Raw genomic sequence first — 20,287 nt, 5'->3', positions numbered from 1 at the left:
ACCCTGGCGCCCGGCAAGCGCTCCGCTACTGCGTGCGCCACGCAAGCCCGGGCGCACGCTGGCGGGCCAGGTAAACCAGCACGATCAGCAGCGTTACCCCGGTGGTCATCAAGGCCTCATAGCGATAGGCATCGCTGAACAGCATGTAGCCCAGCACCACCAGGATGGTGCCGATCACCAGCCACGTCAGCCAAGGGAACAACCACATGCGAAAGTCCGGCTGCGCCCCATCACGCTCGGCGCGGGCGCGCAGGCGCAATTGCGAGACGGCAATCACCAGGTACACCAGCAAGGCGATTGAGCCGGTGGTGGACAGCAAAAAGCCGAAAACTTTGCCTGGGAAGGCATAGTTGACGATGCAACCGCCAAAACCGGCCAGGGTCGACAGCAACACCGCCACCACCGGCACACCGCTGGCGGAAACCCGTTTGACGACGGGCAGCGCTTCGCCCCGGGCGCCCAACGAATACAGCATGCGCGACGCCGTATAGAGGCCCGAGTTCATGCAGCTGGTCACCGCCACCAGCACCACCAGGTCGACCACCAGTTTGGCCCCTGGGACGTTGAGCACCTCCAGCACCCGCTGGAACGACCCCACCGCCTCCAGGCCCGGGTCGTTCCACGCCACCAGCGACACCACCAAAAAGATCGACGCCAGGTAGAAAATCGCGATGCGGTACACCACCAGGTTGGTGGCGCGGCGGATCTTGGCTTGCGGGTTGCTGGTTTCGTCCGCCGCGATGGTGACGATCTCGGCGCCGAAAAACGAGAAAATGGTGATCAGCACGCCACCCAGCACAGCGCCAAAGCCGTTGGGCATGAACCCGCCACTGGCCCACAACTGGCTGACACCGGAAACCTGCGCCAACGGCCAGAAGCCGAACACCGCCATACCGCCGATGACGATGAAGGCAATGATTGCCAACACCTTGACCAAGGCGAACCAGAACTCGAACTCGCCGAAATTCTTGACGCTGACCAGGTTGCTGCAAGCCAGCACCCCCATGATCAGAAACGCAAACAGCCATGACGGCACGGCAGGAAACCAGGCATGCAGGATATCGGCACCGGCAATGGCTTCGACCGGAATGATCAGCACCCAGAACCACCAGTACAACCAGCCGATGGTAAAGCCTGCCCACGGCCCGATGGCTTCGCCCGCGTACGTGGAAAACGAGCCGCTGTCGGGCCGGGCGACAGCCATTTCACCAAGCATGCGCATGACCAGCAGCACCAGCAGCCCGGTCATGGCGTAAGAAATGAGAATGGCCGGGCCCGCCGAAGCGATGGCCTTGGAAGAGCCGATGAACAGGCCGGCACCGATGATGCCGGCGATGGAGATCATCGATACCTGGCGCGAGGTCAGGCCATGTTGCAGGGAACCGTGTTGTTGTTGTGACGAATTCATCTGAAACCTTCGATCGACTTCGCCACCACCGGGGTGGCGGCGAAAGGTATAAAAAATCAGGCGCGGGTCATGCAGCCGTCACTCCCCGAGGTAGGCCTTCTTGACCTGATCGTCGTGCAGCAGGGTTTTGGCACAGCCTTCCAGGCTGATGCGCCCGCCATCGATCACATAGGCGCGCTGGCAGGTTTGCAACGCCAGCCGGGCGTTCTGCTCCACCAGCAGCAGCGTGACTCCGCCCTTGACCACCTCGACGATGGTTTCGAAGATCTTCTGCACAATGATCGGCGCCAGGCCCATGGACGGCTCGTCAAGCAACAGCAACTTGGGCCTGCCCATCAACGCCCGCGAAATGGCCAGCATCTGCTGTTCACCGCCCGACATGGTGCCCGCCAGCTGGAAGGCACGCTCCTTCAGGCGGGGGAACACGCCATACATGTGCTCGATGTCGGCGCCGATGGCGTCCCTGCCGTCACGGCGGCTGAAGGCGCCCATCTCGAGGTTTTCGTGCACCGTCAGTTTGGGGAAGATGCCCCGCCCCTCCGGCACCAGCGCCAGGCCTTCGCGGATCAGGTCATGGCTTTTGATGGCCGCATGGGCCTTGCCGTCGAAGGTGATGCTGCCGTCGCTGGGCTTCAGCAGCCCGGCGAGGGTCTTCAGGGTGGTGGTTTTGCCGGCGCCGTTGGCACCGATCAGCGCCACCATTTCGCCCTCGCCCACCGTCAGGTTGATGCCCTTGATGGCCTGGATGGCGCCGTAGGACACCTTGAGGTCGTTCACTTGCAGAATGCTTTTCATGCCACTGCCTCCGCGCCCAGATAGGCCTCGATTACCCGCGGGTCCTTGCGCACGTCGGCCGGCAGGCCGTCGGCGATCTTGCGGCCGAACTCCAGCACTGTGATGTGATCGCACAGGCCCATCACCAATTTCACGTCATGCTCGATCAGCAGCACGGTCTTGCCATCCGCCTGCATCTTGCACATCAACTGGCGCAGGCCTTCGGTTTCCGAAGCGTTCATGCCGGCGGCCGGTTCGTCCAGGGCGATCAGCTTGGGTTCGGTGGCCAGGGCCCGGGCGATTTCCAGGCGGCGCTGGTCGCCGTAGGACAGGCTCTTGGCCAACTCCCCCGCCAAGTGGCCAATGCCCACGTAGTTGAGCCAGTAGCGGGCGGCCTGGCGGATTTCGCGCTCCTCGCGCACGCAGGCCGGGGTACGCAAGATGGCGCCAAACACGCCGCTGCGGGTACGCACGTGGCGGCCGATCATCACGTTTTCCAGGGCTGTCATGTTGTGGAACAGGCGGATGTTCTGGAACGTGCGCGAAATGCCCGCCTCCACCACCTTGTGCGGCTTGCTGATGCGCAGCGGCTTGCCGTCGAACATCACCCGCCCTTGTTCGGCCCGGTAGAGCCCGGTCAGCACGTTGAACAGCGTGGTCTTGCCGGCGCCGTTGGGGCCCAGCAGGCCGCGGATCTCGCCGCGGCGAATGCTCAGGTCGATGCCATGCAGGGCCTGCAGGCCACCGAAAAACTTGCTGACCTGATGCAATTCAAGAAGGATATCGCTCATGCCTTGTCCGCCTGTTTCACCGGGAGTTCGAAGGATGCGTCGGTAGCGGGCGCATGCACCGCCGTGGCCAGTGCGGCCGGCAGCGCAGGCGGCTGCGGGTCACCATCGTGCAGTTCGGCGCGGCGGCGGTCGGACGGCCACAGGCCCTCGGGGCGAAAACGCATGACCAGGATCAACGCCAGGCCAAACACCAGCATCCTCAGCGTCGAGGCATCCAGCACGTTGCGCAGGATGTCGCGGCTGATGAAGGTGACGTTGTCCATCACCCATGGCTGTATCCAGTTGACCAGGTCGCGGAACAGCTCCGGCATCACCGAGAGGATCAACGCCCCCAGCACCACGCCGCGAATCGAGCCCATGCCGCCCAGCACCACCATGGCCAGCACCATGATCGATTCCATCAAGGTGAAGGACTCCGGGCTGACAAAGCCTTGGTAGCTGGAGAACAGCACCCCGGATACCCCGCCAAAGGTTGCGCCCATGGCAAACGCCAGCAGCTTGAGGTTGCGCTTGTTCAGGCCCATGGCCTCGGCGGCCACTTCGTCTTCGCGCAGGGCCATCCAGGCGCGGCCGATGCGTGAGACTTCAAGGCGCTTGGACAGGACAATGCACAGGATGACGATGGCCAGGAAGAACAGGTAATAGCTGATGACCGGCGACACGTGCAGGCCGAACAGGCTCCAGCCCTGCTGCAGCGACAACAACGGTGCCGCGCCTTCGCCCGGCGCATGCATCCATGCCCCGCCATCGATGTGCAACGGCGCGATGTTGCTGATGCCCTGAGGGCCATTGGTGAGGTTCACCGGTTGGTCCAGGTTGTTCATGAAAATGCGGATGATCTCGCCAAAGCCCAGGGTCACGATGGCCAGGTAGTCGCCGCGCAGCTTCAGCACCGGGGCGCCGATCAGCACGCCACAGATCGCCGCCGCCACGGCGGCCAGCGGGATGATCACCCACAATGGCCAGTCCATCACCCCGCTGGCCAGCCCCGCCATGTTCAGGTGGGGCGAAGCCAGCAAGGCATACAGGTAAGCACCGATGGCGTAGAAGCCGATGTAACCCATGTCGAGCAAACCGGCGTAGCCGATCACGATGTTCAGGCCCAGGGCCAGCAACACGTAAAGCATGGCAAAGCCGAGAATGCGCACCCAGGTGGGGCCGAGCATGGGGATGGCCTCGACCAGAAACGGCAAGGCAATGAAACCGAGAATCAGCAACAGGTATTGGGTGTTGAAATGCTTCATGACTGCCCCCTCAGGCCCGATCGGCCTGGCGTTCACCGAGCAGGCCGTTAGGCCGGATCAACAGCACCAGAATCAGCACGGCAAAGGCGAAGATGTCCTGGTAGTTGGCCCCCAGAAACCCGCCGGTGAGCTGCCCGGTGTAGCCCGCCGCCAGCGACTCGATCAGCCCCAGCAGCAAACCGCCGGCCATGGCCCCGAACAGGTTGCCGATACCGCCCAGCACCGCCGCCGAGAACGCCTTCAGGCCCAGCAGCAAACCCATGTAGGCATCGGCCTGGCCGTAGTTGACCGCCCGCATGACCCCGGCGATGGCCCCCAGGCTGGCGCCGATCAGGAACGTGGCGCTGATCACCCGGTTGATGTTGATGCCCATCAGCCCGGCGACTTCCTGGTTTTGTGCGGTGGCGCGCATGGCCTTGCCCAGGCGGGTCTTGTCCACCAGCAGCCACAGGCCAAGCATGATCACCACGGCAATCAGCATGATCGACAGTTGCACGTTGGTGACGGTGGCGCCGAACACGTCCACGGGCTGGGTTTCGACCACTTCGGGGAAGGTTTTGTAACCCCGGCCCCAAATCATCATCGCCAGGTTCTGCAGGGCAATGGAGATGCCGATGGCCAGAATCAGGGGGGTCAGCCGCGGCGCCTTGCGCAGCGGCCGGTAGGCGTACTTTTCCATGCCCTGGGCCAGCAGCATGCACACCACCACGGCGGCCATGATCGCCAGCAACAAAGTGATGATGCCGGGGGCAAAGCCTGCGCCCGCCAACAGGGTCAGGACCGAAATGGTCACCATCGCGCCCACCATCACCACCTCGCCATGGGCAAAGTTGATCAGGCCGATGATGCCGTAGACCATGGTGTAGCCCAGGGCTACCAACGCATAGATGCTGCCCAGCACCAGGCCATTGAGCACCTGTTGCAACAAGATATCGAAATTACCGTCCACGAGCTGAATCCTCGAAACTGCATTGTCGTCGGCGCACAGCGCGGCAGCGCCGTGCGCCAACTGGCCTGGCAGGTGGGAAAAAGTCTTCTTGTTATGTCGCGGGCTTAGGCCCGCTTGTTATGGGCCGGGCGCTTAGTCGCGCTGCACGGCCAGGGTTTTCCAGCCGCCGCCTTCAAACTGGAACACGGTGGCTGCAGGGCTCTTGAGGTTGCCCTGGTCATCGAAGGCGATGGTGCCGGTCACGCCGTCATAGCTCTCGCGCTTGAGCACGGGCAGGTAGGCCTTGGGGTCGGCGGAGCCGGCCTTGACCATTGCGTTGATCGCGGCCCAGGTAGCGTCGTAGGCGGCGGGCGACGACTGCACCACGCCCACGCCGAACTTGTCCTTGAGCTTCTGCTCGAAGGCCGCGCCCTTGGGCATTTCCAGCAACGGAGTGCCGTAGTTCCAGGCGTAGGTGCCTTCGGCGGCGCTGCCGGCCATCTGCTTGAACGAGTCGTTGGGCAAGTTGCCGATGTTCATGAAGCGCGCTTTGAGGCCGAGGTTTTTCATCTGCTTGGCCATGGGCGCGGCCTGGTAGTCCAGGGCAGCGAAGAACACGGCATCGGCTTTTTGCGCCTTGGCGGTAGTGAGGATGGCGTTGAAGTCGGTGGACTTGTCGTTGGTGTACTCGCGCACCACCACGTTGCCACCCGCTGCCTTGACCGCCTTGGTGACCTCGTCGGCCAGCCCTTGGCCGTAAGCGGTGCGGTCATCGAAGATGGCGATGCGCTTGGCTTCAAGCTGGCTGACCAGGTAGGTGCCGGCGTAACGCCCCAAAGTGGCATCGTCGTTGACCACGCGGAACACCGACGGTATGCCCTGACGGGTAAGGGTCGGGTTGGTGGCCGAAGGCGAGATCTGCGGGATGCCGGCGGCGGCGTAGATCTTGGAGGCGGGAATGCTGGTGCCGGAGTTGTAATGGCCGATCACCACCGCCACTTTCGAGTCCACCAGGCGCTGCGCCACGGCTGTGCCGGTGCGCGGGTCGGCCACGTCGTCTTCGGACACCAGCTTGAACTCGGCCACCTTGTCGCCGATCTTCAGTTGCTGCTGGTTGGCCTCCTCCACGGCGATCTGGATGCCGTGCTCGACATCCTGCCCCTGATGCGCCGAAGGCCCGGTCAACGGGCCGGCAAAACCGACCCTGACCACTTGAGTGTCTGCTGCCTGCGCCGTCCCCATGGCCATCAGCAAGGTTACCGCGGTCGCGAGGGCTGCAGGCCCTGCGTTTTTCTTGTTCATGCTCAGCTCCCAGTAGTAATTGGACGAACCTCGACATCGCTTACCGCATACGAATTGGCCGGAACGCCATCGCACTTGTAAGATAACAGTCAGCAGGCAACTGTCAATGGGTGTATGCTAGCCTTGTCGGTAAAAAAAACCCGTGAACGACACACGGCCAGCGCCACTCGAAACGAGGATCGCCCGGCCAACTGGTCAGATGTTTGATAACATATGGCAACAACATCACCGCTGGTTGGCCACGGATCCCGCCGTTTAGGGCTTACGGGCTGCGCACAACCGGGCGGGAAACCACCGTGAAGAGCCAATCAGTTTCAGGAGCAACACTTTTATGAATGCGTCGTTAGGCACGCGCCGCGCCAACCTGGCGGAAACCGTGATCCAGGAGCTGTCCAGCCGGATCGACAACGGCACCTATGGCCCGGGCGACAAGCTGCCGTCCGAGCAGGAGCTGTGCAAGGAATTCAACGTCAGCCGCCCGGTAATCCGCGAGGCAGTGGCATCGTTGCGCCTGGGTGGGCGCCTGGTGGCGCGCCAGGGTGTGGGCGTGTTCGTGGTGGAGCAAGACGTCAAACGCATCGGCTTTGCCATCGACAGCGTGGTCGATGACGTGCGCGCCGCCGCGCAAATCCTTGAGTTGCGCCTGGGCATCGAAACCGAATCGGTGGCCCGCGCCGCCGAGCGCCGCAGCCCGGCCAGCATGGCAGCCATCACCGAGGCGTTCGACCGCTTCAACTCGCTGGATGGCGCCAGCCAGGAAGAAGAAGCCAAGGCAGACTTCGAGTTCCACCTGGCCATCGCCCGCGCCACCAGCAACCCGCACTTCACGCAACTGCTGGAGGCGCTGGGGCCGGACATCATCCTCGACCTGAACCTCAAGCATGGCCAGGTGACGGGCAAGAACCGCCAGGCCCATATCAAGAAAATCGGCCGTGAACACGGGGCGATCCTGTCGGCGATCAGCATGGGCGATGTGGCCAGTGCGCGCACGGCGCTGCGCAAGCACCTGGAAGAAAGCCTGTCGCGGTATCAGCGGGTGCTCGACAGCAAGGGCTGAGCGGTGGCCTGCCAGGGCCTCTTCGCGGCTAAAGCCGCTCCTACAGGTTTTGTACAGATGTTGGAATCTGTAAAGCTCCTGTAGGAGCGGCTTTAGCCACTAAGAGGCCGGCGCAAGCGCTACAAGCTTTTCAGGGGCAACTCAAAGCCCAAGGCACACGTACTTGATCTCCAGATAATCCTCGATCCCGTACCGCGCCCCTTCCCTGCCCAGGCCCGAAGCCTTAACCCCGCCAAACGGCGCCACCTCCGTGGCCACCACGCCGACGTTGACCCCGACCATGCCGTACTCCAACGCTTCGGACACCCGCCAGATACGCCCCACATCCCGCGCATACAGGTAGCACGCCAAACCGAACTCGGTGGCATTGGCCTGGGCAATGACTTCCTCTTCGCTCGCAAAGCGGAAGATCGGCGCCACCGGCCCGAAGATTTCCTCACGTGCCACGCGCATGTCCGGCGTCACGTCCGCCAGCAAGGTCGGCTCGAAAAACGCCTCGCCCAGCGCATGCCTGCGCCCACCCGCCACCACCCTGGCCCCGGCCTCCACCGCCTCGCCCACCAGCCGTTCCACACCGCTGGCGGCACGCCCGTCGATCATTGGCCCAACTTGGGTCGCTGGCTCATCACCCAGCCCCACGATCAACTCCCCCACCCGTTCGGCAAAGCGCGCAATGAAACGCTCGTAAATGCCGTCCTGAATGTAGAAACGGTTGGCACACACGCAGGTCTGCCCGCTGTTGCGGAACTTGGCGATCAGCGCACCTTCCACCGCCTTTTCCAGGTCAGCGTCGTCGAACACGATAAACGGCGCGTTGCCGCCCAGTTCCAGGGTGACCTTTTTCACGGTTGCCGCCGACTGCTGCAGCAACTGGATGCCGATTGGCGTGGAGCCGGTGAACGACAGCTTGCGCACCACCGGGCTGGCCGTCAGCTCGCCGCCAATGGCCGCCGAGTCCCCGGTGACCACGCTCAGCACACCGGGCGGGATGCCGGCGCGCTCCGCCAGCACGCATAACGCCAAGGCGCTGAACGGGGTCTGCGACGCGGGCTTGAGCACCAATGTGCAACCGGCGGCCAACGCCGGGGCGGCCTTGCGGGTAATCATGGCGGCCGGGAAGTTCCACGGCGTGATGGCGGCACACACGCCAATCGGCTCTTTGGTGACCAGCAAGCGGCGGTCGGCACTGGGCGAGGGAATGACATCGCCATACAGGCGCTTGCCCTCCTCGGCATAAAACTCCACGTAGGCCGCCGCGAACGCGATTTCGCCGCGCGCCTCGGCCAGCGGCTTGCCCTGCTCGGCGGTCATGATGCGGGCGAGGTCTTCCTGGTGCGCCAGGATCTCGCGGAACCAGGCCTGCAACCGCGCCGCCCGCTCCTTGGCGGTCAGTGCCCGCCAGGCCGGCAAGGCGCGCTCGGCGGCCACAATGGCCCGGCGGGTTTCGTCGGCGCCCATGCGCGGTACATGGCCCAGCACCTGGCCATTGGCCGGGTTGGTCACGGCAATGCGCTGGCCGCTGTCCGCCGCCAGCCATTGTCCATCGATGTAGCAACACTCGCGCAGCAGATCGTGATCGGCAAGATTCATGTCGATTGGCTCGTTCGAAAAAAGAAAAAAGGTGGGGCCGGACCGCGCCCCACCTGAGGTGAATCAGCGCTGGGCCTGCAAGGCCTTGTCGCGGATCTGGCTGAGGGTCATGCGTGGGGTCAGGGCTTCGGGGTCGACCTGCACTTCGATCAGCGCAGGCTTGCCCGAGGCCTGGCAGCGCTCGAACGCGGCTGCGAAGTCCTCGGTCCGGGTGACGGTTTCACCGTGCAGCCCGTAGGCCCGCGCCAGGGCGGCGAAGTCCGGGTTGTGCAGCTCGGTGCCGGAAACGCGGCCGGGGTAGCTGCGCTCCTGGTGCATACGGATGGTGCCGTACATGCCGTTGTTGACCACGATGGTGATCAGCCGGGCATCGTAGTGCGCCGCCGTGGCCAGCTCCTGGCCATTCATCAGGAAGCAACCGTCACCGGCAAAGGCCACCACGGTGCGCTGCGGGTAGGTGAGCTTGGCCGCCACCGCCGCCGGCACGCCATAGCCCATGGAGCCGTTGGTAGGCCCCAGCAGCGTGCGGAATACCCGGTGCTGATAACCACGGTGCACCCAGCCGGTGTAGTTGCCGGCGCCGCAGGTGAGGATGCTGTCAGCCGGCAGGGTAGTGTTCAGCCAGGCGATCACTTCGCTCATCTGCACATCACCGGGCGAGCGCGGAGTTTCGAAGTTGCCGCGATAGCCGCTGTTCAGGCTGCCGGTCCAGTCGGCGAATGCCTGCGGGCGCACCGCTGGCAGCGCCGCCGCCTGGCGCAGGAAGCTGGCCGGCCCGGCATTGATGCCCAGGGTCGGCTGGTAGACGCGGCCGATTTCCTCGGCGCTGGCGTGCACATGCACCAAGGCCTGTTTAGGCGTAGGGATATCGACCAACGCGTAACCGCCGGTGGTCATCTCGCCCAGGCGGGCGCCGATCACGATCAGCAGGTCGGCCTGCTTCACCGCATCCACCAGCACCGGGCCTGCGGCCAGGCCGAGGTCACCGGCGTAGTGCGGGTCGGTGTTGTCGAACAGGTCCTGGCAGCGGAACGAGGCCGCCAGCGGCAGGTTCTGTGCCTGCACGAAACGCTTGAGGTCGGCCACTGCCGCATCGTTCCAGCCGCCGCCACCGGCAATCACCAACGGCTTGGCAGCCTTGCTCAGCAGTTGCTGCAGTTCTCCCAGTGCTTCAGGCGCCGGCGCTGCCTCTACGCGTTGCGCCGGGCGGGCGTCGGCAACCTCGACCAGGTCCGTGAGCATGTCTTCCGGCAGCGCCACCACCACCGGGCCTGGCCGGCCGCTGATGGCGCGCTGGAATGCCTGGTTGACCAGCTCGGGGATGCGCGCTGCATCGTCGATCTGCACCACCCACTTGGCCATCTGCCCGAACATGCGGCGGTAGTCCACCTCCTGGAAAGCCTCCCGCTCGATCTGGTCGCGGGCGACCTGGCCGATGAACAGGATCATCGGCGTGGAATCCTGGAACGCCGTGTGTACGCCCACCGATGCATTGGTGGCACCGGGGCCACGCGTGACCATGCAAATGCCCGGCTTGCCGGTGAGCTTGCCGTAAGCTTCGGCCATGTAGGCCGCACCGCCTTCCTGGCGGCAGACAATCAGGTCGATCTCATCCTGCACATCGTGCAGCGCATCGAGCACCGCCAGGTAGCTTTCGCCCGGTACGCAAAAGGCGCGTTCAACGCCGTTGACCCGCAGGGCATCCACCAGCACCTGGCCGCCGCTGCGCTTGACTTGCGCGTTACTCATTGTTGTTCTCCTTCAGGCCGTGGGCTTAGATGACCGAATCTTCCAGGAACGGCTTGTTGTCGATGACCCGCTGGTAAGACAGCGCGCCCAGGTCAAGCGAGCGATAGCCACCGTAGGTAATCAGTTCGGACAGGCCGCGCCCGATGGCCGGCGCCTGTTGCAGGCCGTGGCCGCTGAACCCGTTGCAGAACAGGAAATTGCCCACCTCGTTGTGCGGCCCGACGATGGCGTTGTGGTCGAGCACGCAGAAGTCGTAGTGCCCGGCCCAGAAGTTGACCACCTTGATGCCCTCGAACGCCGGCACGCGCTCGGCCAGGATCGGCCACACCTCTTCATCGAACTCATCGTGCAGCACGTCGAAGTCTTCGAAGTCCACTTCCGGGTCGTTTTTCGGGTAGGTGCCGCCCAGGTAGAACTTGCCTTCGGGGCGGAAGAACACGCCGGTCGGGTCGATGGTCAGCGGCACGGTGCCTTCCAGCGGCGTGCGGCAGTCGAACACGAACAGTGAGCGCCGGCGCGGCTCGACCGGGATATCCAGCCCGGCCATGCGCGCAACCTTGGTGCCTCGGGTGCCTGCACAGTTCACCAGCAGCCCGCAACCGATGCGCTCGCCACTGGCCAGTTGCACGCCGGTGATGCGGTCGCCTTCGCGCTGGATGCCGACCACTTCGTTCTCGATGTACTCGATGCCCATCGAGCGGGCCTTGCGGCGGAAGCCGTTGAGCATGCCGAGGCTGTCGAACCAGCCCTCACCGCTACGCCCGTAGCTGGCACCGGCCAGGCTGTCGATGTTCACCCAAGGGAACTTGCGCTGCAGCTGCTCGGGGTCGAGCAAGTGCACATCGGCGCCGTGGGACACCTGGGTGTCGTGCAGCCGGCGCAGCACCTCATAGCCTTTGTCATCGCCGAGGAACAGGTAGCCGTTTTCGTGGAAGGCCAGGTCCGGGCGGTCGCCATCCACTTCCATCACATCCGGGAAGTAGCGCACGAACTCGGCGCCGAACTTGGAGATTTCGATGTTGATGGGGTTGGAGAACTGCTGGCGGATCGAGCTGCTGGACAGCGCGGTGGCGGACTTGTTGTAAGTCCAGTCACGCTCGATGACCAGCACCGAGCCGTTGAAGTCCGGGTTGTTGGCCAGGAAGTAGGCGGTGGCGCTGCCATTGACGGCGCCGCCGACAATTACCACATCGTAGTTCTGTTGTTTTGCACTGGAAGCCATGGAAATGCTCTCTTCAGATGTGGCCGTTATTTCGGGTCTTCAAAGTGCCCGGCACCCGCGAAGTTGCCGCCGTGGTAACGCGCCGCAGGCTCGTTAGGGTCCAGTGGCGGGTGCTCACGCAGTACCTTTTCGCGGTAATCGTCGGCACTGTCCTTGGGCGCATAACCGATGGACGATGCCAGCCGGTTGTCCCACAGGCTTTCGCGGTTGGCCGACATGCCGTAGACGATCATGTGCCCCACGCGCGGCGCCAGCAGGGAGCGCTCGGTGAGCTGGGCGAAGTCGTCGAATGACAGCCAGGTGGCGAGCATGCGCCGGTCCAGCGGCTCGGGGAACGACGAGCCAATGCGCAGGTTGACCGACTCGATGCCGAACTTGTCCCAGTAATAGCGGCCCAGGTCCTCGGCAAAGCATTTGCTCACGCCGTACAGGCTGTCGGGGCGGTGCGCGGCGGTGGCATCAATGGTTTCGGTGCGGTCGTAAAAGCCGATGGCGTGGTTGGAGCTGGTGTACACCACCCGCTTCACGCCATGGCGCCGGGCCGCTTCGTAGATGTTGTAGGTGCCAACGATGTTGCCATTGAGGATCTTGTCGAAAGTGTCCTCCACCGGCACGCCACCGGCATGCACAATGGCGTCGACGCCTTCGGCCAGCGCCAGCACGTCGTTGAAGTTGGCCAGGTCGCAACGCACCAGGTGCTCATGGGGCGCGGCCTGGCCCAGGTCGGCGATGTCGGTCAGGCGCAGCTCATCGGCAAAGTCGGCCAGGTGCTTGCGCAACACGCTGCCCAGGCGTCCGGCAGCGCCGGTGATCAGCAGGCGTTTGAAAGGTTTGCTCATCGGGTTACCTCGAATGCAGTCGTTTGCTCAGACCAGCGCCGCGAACGCGTCGCGCAGCTGGCCCAGGGCTTGTTCCAGTTCCTGTCGCGACGTGGCGAACGACAGGCGAATGTAGGGCTCCACGCCAAATGCAGAGCCCGGCACCGTGGCCACCTTGCCGACCCGCAGCAGGTAGGCAGACAGGGCTGCGTCGTTGTCGATCACCTGGCCATCCGGAGCGCGCTTGCCAATGAAGGCCGCCACATTGGGGAAGGCATAAAACGCGCCTTGCGGCATCTCCAGCGTCAGCCCCGGAATCTCGGCCAGGCCGCGCACTACCAGCGCACCACGCGCCTGGTACTCGCGATTGGCCTGCTGCACAAACGCCTGCGGGCCGTTCAATGCCGCCACCGCTGCCAACTGGGAAATGCTCGACGGGCAGGTGGTGGTTTGCGACTGGGTCTTGTTCATGGCATCGATCAAGGCCTTGGAACCGGCGGCATAGCCCAGGCGATAGCCGGTCATGGCATACGCCTTGGACACGCCGTTGATCAGCAACGTACGGTCACGCAACTGCGGGCAGGCGGTGACGAAGGACACGAACGGCTGCTCGCCCAGCACGATGTGTTCGTAGATTTCATCGGAAATGATCAACACGTGGGGGTGCCGATCCAGCACCTCGCCCAGGGCAGCGAACTCTTCACGGGTGAAGATGGCACCGCTGGGGTTGTTCGGCGAGTTGAGCATCACCCAGCGGGTACGCGGGGTGATGGCCGCTTCCAGTTGCTCGGGCAACAGCTTGAAGCCTTGTTCGGCGCCGCACGGGATCACCTTGGGCACACCGCCATTGAGCAGGGCCATGTCGGTGTAGGACACCCAGTACGGTGCGGGAGTGATCACTTCATCACCCGGCTCCAACGTGGCCAGAAAGGCATTGAACAGCAACTGCTTGGCGCCATTGCCCACGCAGATTTCGTCCAGGCCGTAGACCAGGTCGTTTTCCCGGGCGAACTTGTCGACGATTGCCTGGCGCAGCACTTCCAGGCCGTTGGGGCTGGTGTAGTGGTTGTTGCCCGCCAGCATGGCCTGGTGGGCCGCCTCGATGATGTGAGCCGGGACGTTATAGTCCGGCTCGCCGAGGCTCAGGTTGATCACCGGCTCGCCCTTGGCGAGCATCTGCTTGGCCAGCACCGACACGGCCATGCTGGGCGAACTTTTCACCGCGCGCACGCGGCTGCTCTGGATCTGCATGGCTTAACGCTCCTGTGCGGCATCGAAGCCGTAGTCGCTGCGTGCCTGCTCGGCACTGATGTAACCGGCGCGCACGTCACGTTCGACCTGTTGGCGGTCGCGCTGACGGGGGTCGCCATAACCACCGCCGCCGGGCAGGCGCAGCACCAGGCGGCGATCCGCCGGCACGAACTGCTGGCCTTTACCGCGCAACAAGGTGCCGTCGTCCAGGCCCACGTAGCCTTCGCTGCCTGCCTTGCCACCTTCCAGGCCGCGTGCGGCGTGCTGAATGCGGTCGAACATGGCGCTGAAGCGGAAGCTGTAGCCTTCAGCCGCCGACACTTCGATTTCCTGGCCCAGGCCGCCGCGCAACTGGCCGGCACCACCGGACCCTTCGCGCAACTCCTTGCGCCACACCACGACCGGGCCGGCATGTTCGGTGGCTTCCACCGGCATGGTGTGCACGCCGCTGGGGAACGCCGTAGCGCTAAGGCCATCCATGGCCGAGCGCGCGCCCATGCCGCCGCTGTTGAACATCAGCATTTCGGCGTTGCGACCGTTCGGGTTGCTCTCCAGCGGGCGCACGCTCAGGTGCAGGTTCCACAAGGCGCTGGCACCTTCGGCAGGCACTTTGCCGGGCAGGCATTTGTGCAGCGCCCCCAGCACCAGGTCGGGTACGAAGTGGCCGAGCACATGGCGTACCGACACCGGTGCCGGGTGCTTGGCGTTGAGGATGCAGCCTTCGGGCGCAGTGACCTCGAAGGGCGCCAGCGACGCGGTGTTGTTGGGGATTTCCGGCGCGACGATACATTTGAGGCCATAGCAGGCATACGCTTTGGCATAGCCCAGCGGCACGTTGATGCCGAACTGGCTCATGCCCGAGGTGCCGGTAAAGTCGCTCTTGATCCCATCCGGGCCGACCGTAAGGGTCACCGCCAGGGTAACCGGCACGTCATAGCCGTCCAGGGTCATGCTGTTGCTGTAGGTGCCATAAGGCAGCGACTTGAAGCACTCCAGCGTGGCCCGGCGGCTGTGCTCCAGGATGAACCCGCCGATGTGATCGAGGTCATCGAGCTTGAACTCTTCAAGCATGTCGAGCAGGCGTTTATGGCCGGTTTCGTTACAGGCCGACAGGGCATAGAAATCGCCCACCACCCGATCATTCTCGCGCACGTTGTTGCGCAGGATGTTGATCAGGTCGCGGTTGACCTTGCCGCGCTCGAACAGCTTCATGATCGGGATGAACAAGCCTTCCTCGTACACCTCGCGTGCGTCCGGGCCAAAGCCGCGGCCGCCGATGTCGACCACGTGGGCGGTACTGGCGAAGTAGCCGATCAGTTTGCCCTTGTAAAACGACGGCGACACGATGGTGATGTCGTGCAGGTGGCCGGTGCCCTTCCACGGGTCGTTGGTCACGTACACATCACCTTCGAAGATGTTGTCTTCGCCAATGTCATTGATGAAATGCACCACCGCTTCGGCCATGGTGTTGACGTGGCCAGGGGTGCCGGTCACCGCCTGGGCCAGCATGTTGCCGGCGCGGTCGAACACCCCGGCGGAAAGGTCGCCAGCCTCGCGCACGCTGGTGGAAAATGCGGTGCGGATCAGGGTCAGGGCCTGCTCCTCGACCACCGAGACCAGGCGGTTCCACATCACCTGCATTTGAATATCGATCAGGGTATCGCTCATGTTCAGGTCTTCCGGATCAGGTATTAGCGACGCACGACCAGCAGGCAGCCGTCTGGCTGAACCGTGGCGGTGAAATTGGAGGTGACGAAGGTGGAGGTTTCACGCTCGACGATGATCGCCGGGCCGTCGACCAGTGCACCCACCTGCAGCTCTTCGCGCGGGTGGATGCCCGCCTCGACGAAACCGCCCGCGGCCACGTCGAACACCTGGCGCCGAGCCACTTCATGGGCGCGGTAGGCAGCGCCCACTGTTTCGATCAGAGTGGCCGGCGGCAGGGGCGAACTGGCCTTGACCGACCAGCTGACGATTTCGATGTCCGGCCCTTCGATGGGGCGCCCGAAGAAGCGGGTGTAGGCCTCTTCGAACAGGGTTTTGAACTGCGTCGTGTCAGCCTTGCTGAACGCCTTGAAAGGCAGCGCCACCGGGATCTCCCAGCCCTGGCCCACATAGCGCATGAAGGCCGTGCACTCCATCTCGGGCTCGCCCTCGGGCATCCCCTGGCGCAAGAAGCCCAGCGCTTCGTCCTTCATTTCTTCGATCAGGCGGTTGATGCCCACGGCATCGAATTCGGACAGCCGCACGAAGGCACTGCGCACGGCCTCGTAGCCGAACGGCGCGCGCAGGAAGCCGATGGCCGAGCCCACACCGGCACCTGCCGGGACGATGAAGCGCGACACGCCCATCTTCTCGCACAGCCGCGCCGCATGCAGCGGGCCACCGCCACCGAAGGTGATCATGGTGTAGTCGGCAATGTCCTTGCCGCTTTCCACCGCATGCACGCGGCCGGCGTTGGCCATGTTCTCGTCAACCACTTCGCACACGCCGAAGGCGGCGGTATCGGCCTGCATGCCCAACGGCTGCCCGATGACGCGGGCCATGGCATTGGCGGCACTGTCGGTGGACAGGCGCAGGGCGCCACCGGCGAAGTTGTCGGCATCCAGGCGGCCCAGCAACAGGTTGGCGTCGGTGATGGTCGGCTCCAGGCCTCCGCGGCCGTAGCACGCCGGGCCAGGCTCGGATGCCGCACTGTGCGGGCCCACGCGAATCTGGCGCATGCTGTCGATGCTGGCGATGGAGCCGCCACCGGCGCCGATCTCGACCATTTCCACCACCGGGATGGAAATCGGCATGCCACTGCCCTTCTTGAAGCGGTAGGTGCGCGCCACCTCGAAGGTTTTGGCGGTTTTCGGCACCTGGTCTTCGATCAGGCAAATTTTTGCCGTGGTGCCGCCCATGTCGAACGACAGCACGTTCTCCAACTGGTAACGGCGAGCAATGTCGGCGGCAAAAATGGCGCCGCCGGCCGGGCCGGACTCCACCAGGCGCACCGGGAACTCGGCAGCGCTCTGAACAGAAATGATGCCGCCACCGGAATGGATCATGAACACCGGGCAATCGGCGCCGGCTTGCTTGAGCGTCACCACCAGGCGGTCCAGGTACGACTTGATCAGCGGCTTGACGTAAGCGTTGGCACACACGGTATTGAAGCGCTCGAACTCGCGCATCTGCGGCGACACTTCACTGGAGATGGAAATCGACAGCTGCGGCAAGCGCGCCTGCAGGGCGTCACGCAATTGGCGCTCGTGGGCACCGTTGACGTAGCTGTGGATGAAGCCGATGGCCACACTCTGGTAGTCGCCTTCGGCAATACGCTCCACCAGGGCGTCGATGTCGGCCTGTGCCGGGGCGATCAGTACATCGCCCTTGACCCCCAGGCGCTCGCGCAGGGTGTAGCGGTGTTCGCGCTCGATCAGCGGCGGCGGCAGTACGATGTTGATGTCGTACTGCTCGAAGCGGTTTTCGGTGCGCATTTCCAGGGTATCCCGGAAGCCTTCGGTGGTGATGAAGGCGGTGCGCGCGCCACGGCGCTCGATCAGGGCGTTGGTGGCCAGGGTGGTGCCATGGATCAGTTGATCGATGTCCGAAAGTGCAAGGCCAGCCTGCTCCACCACCTGGCGAACGCCAGTGAGGATGGCCCGCTCGGGCAGCGCGTAGTCGGTCAGGATCTTGGTGGAATGCAACACGCCGTTCACGTCCAGCGCGATATCGGTGAAGGTACCGCCTATGTCCACGCCGACCCGGCATGATGTCGCTGTCATCGTCATATCCCCTGCAATGCTCTTGTCGTTATTACCGGTCCGCTGAAGCGGCTTTCATGTAAGTTATATGTTGTCTTACAGGTGGTCAAGCACCTGTTTGCTGAAATCTGCGTTGTCTGCCCCTTCGCGCAGCCCCGCCATGGGAGCGGGTTCACCCGCGAAGGGGCCAGCACACTCAACCCAGGCCGAATCAGCCTGCAGTCTTGACCATCCGCCCGCCACCGACCGCCTGCGCCGTGGGGAACACCTCCAGCCGTGATACGTCTACCTGGCGCGGCATTTTCAGCGCAGCCAGCAACAACTCGGCGATGTCTTGCGGCTGGATCGATTCATAACCATCGTACAGTTCGCTGCCGGCGGCCTGCATACCCATGGCCGTCTTGTACAACTGCGTTTGCACCCTGCCCGGCGCAATTTCGGTCACCCGCACACCGCTGCCCAACAGGTCGCAACGCAGGGCATCGCAGAACAGGCTTACGCCCGCCTTGGACGCGCCATACACCGCCGCCCCCGGGTGCGGCGCGCGGCCGGCACTGGAGCCGATAAAGAACAGGTGCCCCCTGCCCCGCCCGACCATGCCGGGCAGCACTTGCCGGGCCAGGTGCAGGGGCGCCTTGAGGTTGATATCGAGCATGTTGTCGATCTCGGCCTCGTCGATGTCCTGGAATGCGGCGCGCGTCGACAGGATGCCGGCATTGTTGACCAGCACATCCACCGCCTGCCCCTCCAGCGCGGCGGCCAGGGCGCGGTAGTCACGCACATCGGCCTGCAGCGTGGTCACACCTGGCTCGCGGGCCAGTTCGGCCAGCGCTTCGGCACTGCGGCCCACGGCAATGACATGCAGGCCGGCGTCGCGCAGCGCCAGCACGATGGCCTTGCCGATACCGCTGGTGGCTCCGGTGACCAGGGCGCGTTGGTAGCCCTGCGGGTAGGCGGCCTCAGGCATAGATGTAGCCCCCGCTCACGATCACGTTCTCGCCGGTGGCGTAGCTGTTGCGGCTGCTGCCCATCATCACGATCCACTCGGCGATTTCGGCAGGCTCTGCCGCGCGGCCCAGCGGGTTGGCCGCCGCCAGTTCGCCGAGGAAGCCCAGTTGCTTGGCGCGCTCGGTGGCAAAACCGGCCGGCGCCACCGAGTTGACCAGGATCTGGTCCTTGGCACAGGCCTGCGCGAACGACTTGGTCAGGCTCACGACGGCCGCCTTGGTCGCGGCGTAATGGGCGTTTTGCGGGTGGGCCTTGAAGGCGTCCACCGAGGTGACATTGACGATGCGCCCGGTGACTGCGGGCGCCGCCACGTACTGCTGCATGTGGCGCACGGCAGCGACCATCATGTGGTAGGTGCCCTTGATGTTGACGGCGTTCTCCAGGTCCCACTCGTCGTCGGTGATCTCGAAAATGTCCTTGCGCGGGTAGATCGCAGCGCTGTTGACCAGGCAATGGACCCGCCCCAACTGCTCGACGATCTGATTGAAAGCGCCATGGGCGGTATCCTTGCGGGCAATGTCACCCACCGCAATGGCCACTTGTGCGCCCTCTGCGCCCAACAACTCCGCCGCTTGCGCGAGCAACTGCTCGTTGCGGTCGATCAGGCCGATCTTGCCTGCGCCCCGCTTGACCATCAGGCGGGCTGTTTCCAGCCCCAGACCCGAAGCACCACCTACGATCACCACCGTTTGATTTTCCATGGAACACCTCTGCGATTGAGTCTTTACGTAAGATGCCTGTTGTCTTACATTTGGTCAAACATCAAATCGCCGTCAGGTCTCGCCATGCCCGCCTCGCGTCTCTCGCCCGCAGCCAACCCAGATGCCCGTGACCGCTTGCTGGATACCGCTTCGCTCTTGTTCGCCAGCCACGGCTACCAAGCCATTGGCTTGCGCGACCTGGCCAGCCACCTGGGCCTTCGCGCCGGCTCGTTGTACCACCACATCGAGAGCAAACAGGGGCTGCTGTTCGAGTTGATCGAGTCGAGCCTCACCGACCTGCTGTACGAAACCCGGCAGAGCCTCAAAGGTGCTCGTAGCCACGATGAGCGCCTGCGCTGCTTTGTGCAAACCTTCATGGCCTACCGCCAGGCACATCCCGACAAACTGACGCTGCTGACACGGGAAGCGGTGAACCTGAATGCAGAGCAAGCCCGCCAGGTGGAACTGCTGAAGTCTGCATACAGCGCACTGTTGAGCGAGATTGTCACTGCCGAATGCCGGCTGCGCGGGCCGGCCTCGGCACCTTTGGCGCGGTCCATTGCCCAGGCTGTGCTGAGTTTGTTGTGCGGGCAGGTTCAATGGGGTGAGGTTGCCAATGCCCGCGACGAGATGATGCGCTTCGTGCAGGGCATCGTGGGCGCCGGCAAGGGAGCGGCCGCCCACTGACGGCGACACCC

At 64.1% G+C, this 20,287-nt stretch carries 17 protein-coding genes; 2 read left to right on the top strand and 15 right to left on the bottom strand.

Translation table 11 applies throughout. The features are described from left to right. Positions 1 to 25: 25 nt before the first annotated feature. The 6 genes from PVV54_RS10235 to PVV54_RS10210 form a co-directional block, all read right to left on the bottom strand. Positions 26 to 1,408 (bottom strand): amino acid permease, encoded by a 1,383-nt coding sequence (locus PVV54_RS10235; RefSeq protein WP_274909807.1) that lies wholly within the window; start codon positions 1,406 to 1,408, stop codon positions 26 to 28. Between the two features lie 78 nt (positions 1,409 to 1,486). Continuing rightward, positions 1,487 to 2,194, bottom strand: a complete 708-nt coding sequence (locus PVV54_RS10230; protein ID WP_274910418.1) for an ABC transporter ATP-binding protein — start codon at positions 2,192 to 2,194, stop codon at positions 1,487 to 1,489. Positions 2,195 to 2,199: 5 nt separating this feature from the next. Next, positions 2,200 to 2,973: an ABC transporter ATP-binding protein gene (locus tag PVV54_RS10225; RefSeq protein ID WP_105948506.1), complete on the bottom strand. Its 774-nt coding sequence runs from the start codon at positions 2,971 to 2,973 to the stop codon at positions 2,200 to 2,202. Continuing rightward, positions 2,970 to 4,217 (bottom strand): ABC transporter permease subunit, encoded by a 1,248-nt coding sequence (locus tag PVV54_RS10220; RefSeq protein WP_274909806.1) that lies wholly within the window; start codon positions 4,215 to 4,217, stop codon positions 2,970 to 2,972. The genes PVV54_RS10225 and PVV54_RS10220 overlap by 4 nt, the downstream gene beginning before the upstream one ends. Before the next feature lie 10 nt (positions 4,218 to 4,227). Then, positions 4,228 to 5,166 carry a branched-chain amino acid ABC transporter permease gene (locus PVV54_RS10215; protein ID WP_274909805.1) on the bottom strand — a complete coding sequence of 313 codons (939 nt, stop codon included), beginning with the start codon at positions 5,164 to 5,166 and terminating at the stop codon, positions 4,228 to 4,230. Positions 5,167 to 5,298: 132 nt separating this feature from the next. Continuing rightward, complete coding sequence (locus PVV54_RS10210; RefSeq protein ID WP_274909804.1) at positions 5,299 to 6,447, bottom strand: branched-chain amino acid ABC transporter substrate-binding protein; 1,149 nt, start codon at positions 6,445 to 6,447, stop codon at positions 5,299 to 5,301. A gap of 331 nt (positions 6,448 to 6,778) precedes the next feature. Between PVV54_RS10210 and PVV54_RS10205 the strand changes: the two genes are divergently transcribed. Continuing rightward, positions 6,779 to 7,504 carry a FadR/GntR family transcriptional regulator gene (locus PVV54_RS10205; RefSeq protein ID WP_274909803.1) on the top strand — a complete coding sequence of 242 codons (726 nt, stop codon included), beginning with the start codon at positions 6,779 to 6,781 and terminating at the stop codon, positions 7,502 to 7,504. 141 nt (positions 7,505 to 7,645) lie between these two features. Here the strand turns inward: PVV54_RS10205 and PVV54_RS10200 are convergent, their stop codons facing one another. From PVV54_RS10200 to PVV54_RS10160, 9 genes are all read right to left on the bottom strand, one after another. Next, entirely contained in the window at positions 7,646 to 9,094 is a 1,449-nt protein-coding gene (locus PVV54_RS10200) for an NAD-dependent succinate-semialdehyde dehydrogenase (protein WP_274909802.1), read from the bottom strand. A gap of 63 nt (positions 9,095 to 9,157) precedes the next feature. Beyond that, positions 9,158 to 10,843, bottom strand: a complete 1,686-nt coding sequence (locus tag PVV54_RS10195) for a thiamine pyrophosphate-binding protein (protein WP_274909801.1) — start codon at positions 10,841 to 10,843, stop codon at positions 9,158 to 9,160. Positions 10,844 to 10,868: 25 nt separating this feature from the next. Beyond that, positions 10,869 to 12,065 carry an NAD(P)/FAD-dependent oxidoreductase gene (locus tag PVV54_RS10190; RefSeq protein WP_274909800.1) on the bottom strand — a complete coding sequence of 399 codons (1,197 nt, stop codon included), beginning with the start codon at positions 12,063 to 12,065 and terminating at the stop codon, positions 10,869 to 10,871. Between the two features lie 26 nt (positions 12,066 to 12,091). Next, positions 12,092 to 12,904, bottom strand: a complete 813-nt coding sequence (locus tag PVV54_RS10185) for an NAD-dependent epimerase/dehydratase family protein (RefSeq protein WP_274909799.1) — start codon at positions 12,902 to 12,904, stop codon at positions 12,092 to 12,094. 27 nt (positions 12,905 to 12,931) lie between these two features. Next, positions 12,932 to 14,134, bottom strand: coding sequence for a pyridoxal phosphate-dependent aminotransferase (locus tag PVV54_RS10180; RefSeq protein WP_274909798.1), 1,203 nt, complete (start codon positions 14,132 to 14,134; stop codon positions 12,932 to 12,934). A gap of 3 nt (positions 14,135 to 14,137) precedes the next feature. Next, the gene (locus PVV54_RS10175; protein ID WP_274909797.1) at positions 14,138 to 15,802 is read right to left on the bottom strand and encodes a hydantoinase B/oxoprolinase family protein; all 1,665 of its coding nucleotides are present in this window, start codon (positions 15,800 to 15,802) and stop codon (positions 14,138 to 14,140) included. Positions 15,803 to 15,825: 23 nt separating this feature from the next. Then, positions 15,826 to 17,901, bottom strand: coding sequence for a hydantoinase/oxoprolinase family protein (locus PVV54_RS10170; protein WP_274909796.1), 2,076 nt, complete (start codon positions 17,899 to 17,901; stop codon positions 15,826 to 15,828). A gap of 190 nt (positions 17,902 to 18,091) precedes the next feature. Beyond that, positions 18,092 to 18,847 carry an SDR family oxidoreductase gene (locus PVV54_RS10165; RefSeq protein WP_274909795.1) on the bottom strand — a complete coding sequence of 252 codons (756 nt, stop codon included), beginning with the start codon at positions 18,845 to 18,847 and terminating at the stop codon, positions 18,092 to 18,094. Beyond that, a complete protein-coding gene (locus PVV54_RS10160) occupies positions 18,840 to 19,589 on the bottom strand; it encodes an SDR family NAD(P)-dependent oxidoreductase (protein WP_274909794.1) in 750 nt (249 codons plus the stop codon). Before PVV54_RS10160 ends, PVV54_RS10165 begins: the two co-directional genes overlap by 8 nt. An 84-nt stretch (positions 19,590 to 19,673) precedes the next feature. Between PVV54_RS10160 and PVV54_RS10155 the strand changes: the two genes are divergently transcribed. Then, positions 19,674 to 20,276, top strand: a complete 603-nt coding sequence (locus PVV54_RS10155; protein WP_274909793.1) for a TetR/AcrR family transcriptional regulator — start codon at positions 19,674 to 19,676, stop codon at positions 20,274 to 20,276. Positions 20,277 to 20,287: the final 11 nt, after the last annotated feature.

The sequence above is a fragment of the Pseudomonas sp. PSKL.D1 genome (assembly GCF_028898945.1).
Lineage (GTDB): Bacteria > Pseudomonadota > Gammaproteobacteria > Pseudomonadales > Pseudomonadaceae > Aquipseudomonas.
The sequence above is the reverse complement of the archived record's forward strand: the minus strand, read 5'-3'. Positions and strand labels throughout refer to the sequence as shown.

Coding starts and splice junctions, on each gene's coding strand:
- PVV54_RS10235 (WP_274909807.1), bottom strand. CDS start 1,408: ATGAATTCGTCACAACAACAACACGGTTCCCTGCAACATGGCCTGACC.
- PVV54_RS10225 (WP_105948506.1), bottom strand. CDS start 2,973: ATGAGCGATATCCTTCTTGAATTGCATCAGGTCAGCAAGTTTTTCGGT.
- PVV54_RS10220 (WP_274909806.1), bottom strand. CDS start 4,217: ATGAAGCATTTCAACACCCAATACCTGTTGCTGATTCTCGGTTTCATT.
- PVV54_RS10210 (WP_274909804.1), bottom strand. CDS start 6,447: ATGAACAAGAAAAACGCAGGGCCTGCAGCCCTCGCGACCGCGGTAACC.
- PVV54_RS10205 (WP_274909803.1), top strand. CDS start 6,779: ATGAATGCGTCGTTAGGCACGCGCCGCGCCAACCTGGCGGAAACCGTG.
- PVV54_RS10200 (WP_274909802.1), bottom strand. CDS start 9,094: ATGAATCTTGCCGATCACGATCTGCTGCGCGAGTGTTGCTACATCGAT.
- PVV54_RS10195 (WP_274909801.1), bottom strand. CDS start 10,843: ATGAGTAACGCGCAAGTCAAGCGCAGCGGCGGCCAGGTGCTGGTGGAT.
- PVV54_RS10190 (WP_274909800.1), bottom strand. CDS start 12,065: ATGGCTTCCAGTGCAAAACAACAGAACTACGATGTGGTAATTGTCGGC.
- PVV54_RS10185 (WP_274909799.1), bottom strand. CDS start 12,904: ATGAGCAAACCTTTCAAACGCCTGCTGATCACCGGCGCTGCCGGACGC.
- PVV54_RS10180 (WP_274909798.1), bottom strand. CDS start 14,134: ATGCAGATCCAGAGCAGCCGCGTGCGCGCGGTGAAAAGTTCGCCCAGC.
- PVV54_RS10175 (WP_274909797.1), bottom strand. CDS start 15,802: ATGAGCGATACCCTGATCGATATTCAAATGCAGGTGATGTGGAACCGC.
- PVV54_RS10170 (WP_274909796.1), bottom strand. CDS start 17,901: ATGACAGCGACATCATGCCGGGTCGGCGTGGACATAGGCGGTACCTTC.
- PVV54_RS10165 (WP_274909795.1), bottom strand. CDS start 18,847: ATGCCTGAGGCCGCCTACCCGCAGGGCTACCAACGCGCCCTGGTCACC.
- PVV54_RS10160 (WP_274909794.1), bottom strand. CDS start 19,589: ATGGAAAATCAAACGGTGGTGATCGTAGGTGGTGCTTCGGGTCTGGGG.
- PVV54_RS10155 (WP_274909793.1), top strand. CDS start 19,674: ATGCCCGCCTCGCGTCTCTCGCCCGCAGCCAACCCAGATGCCCGTGAC.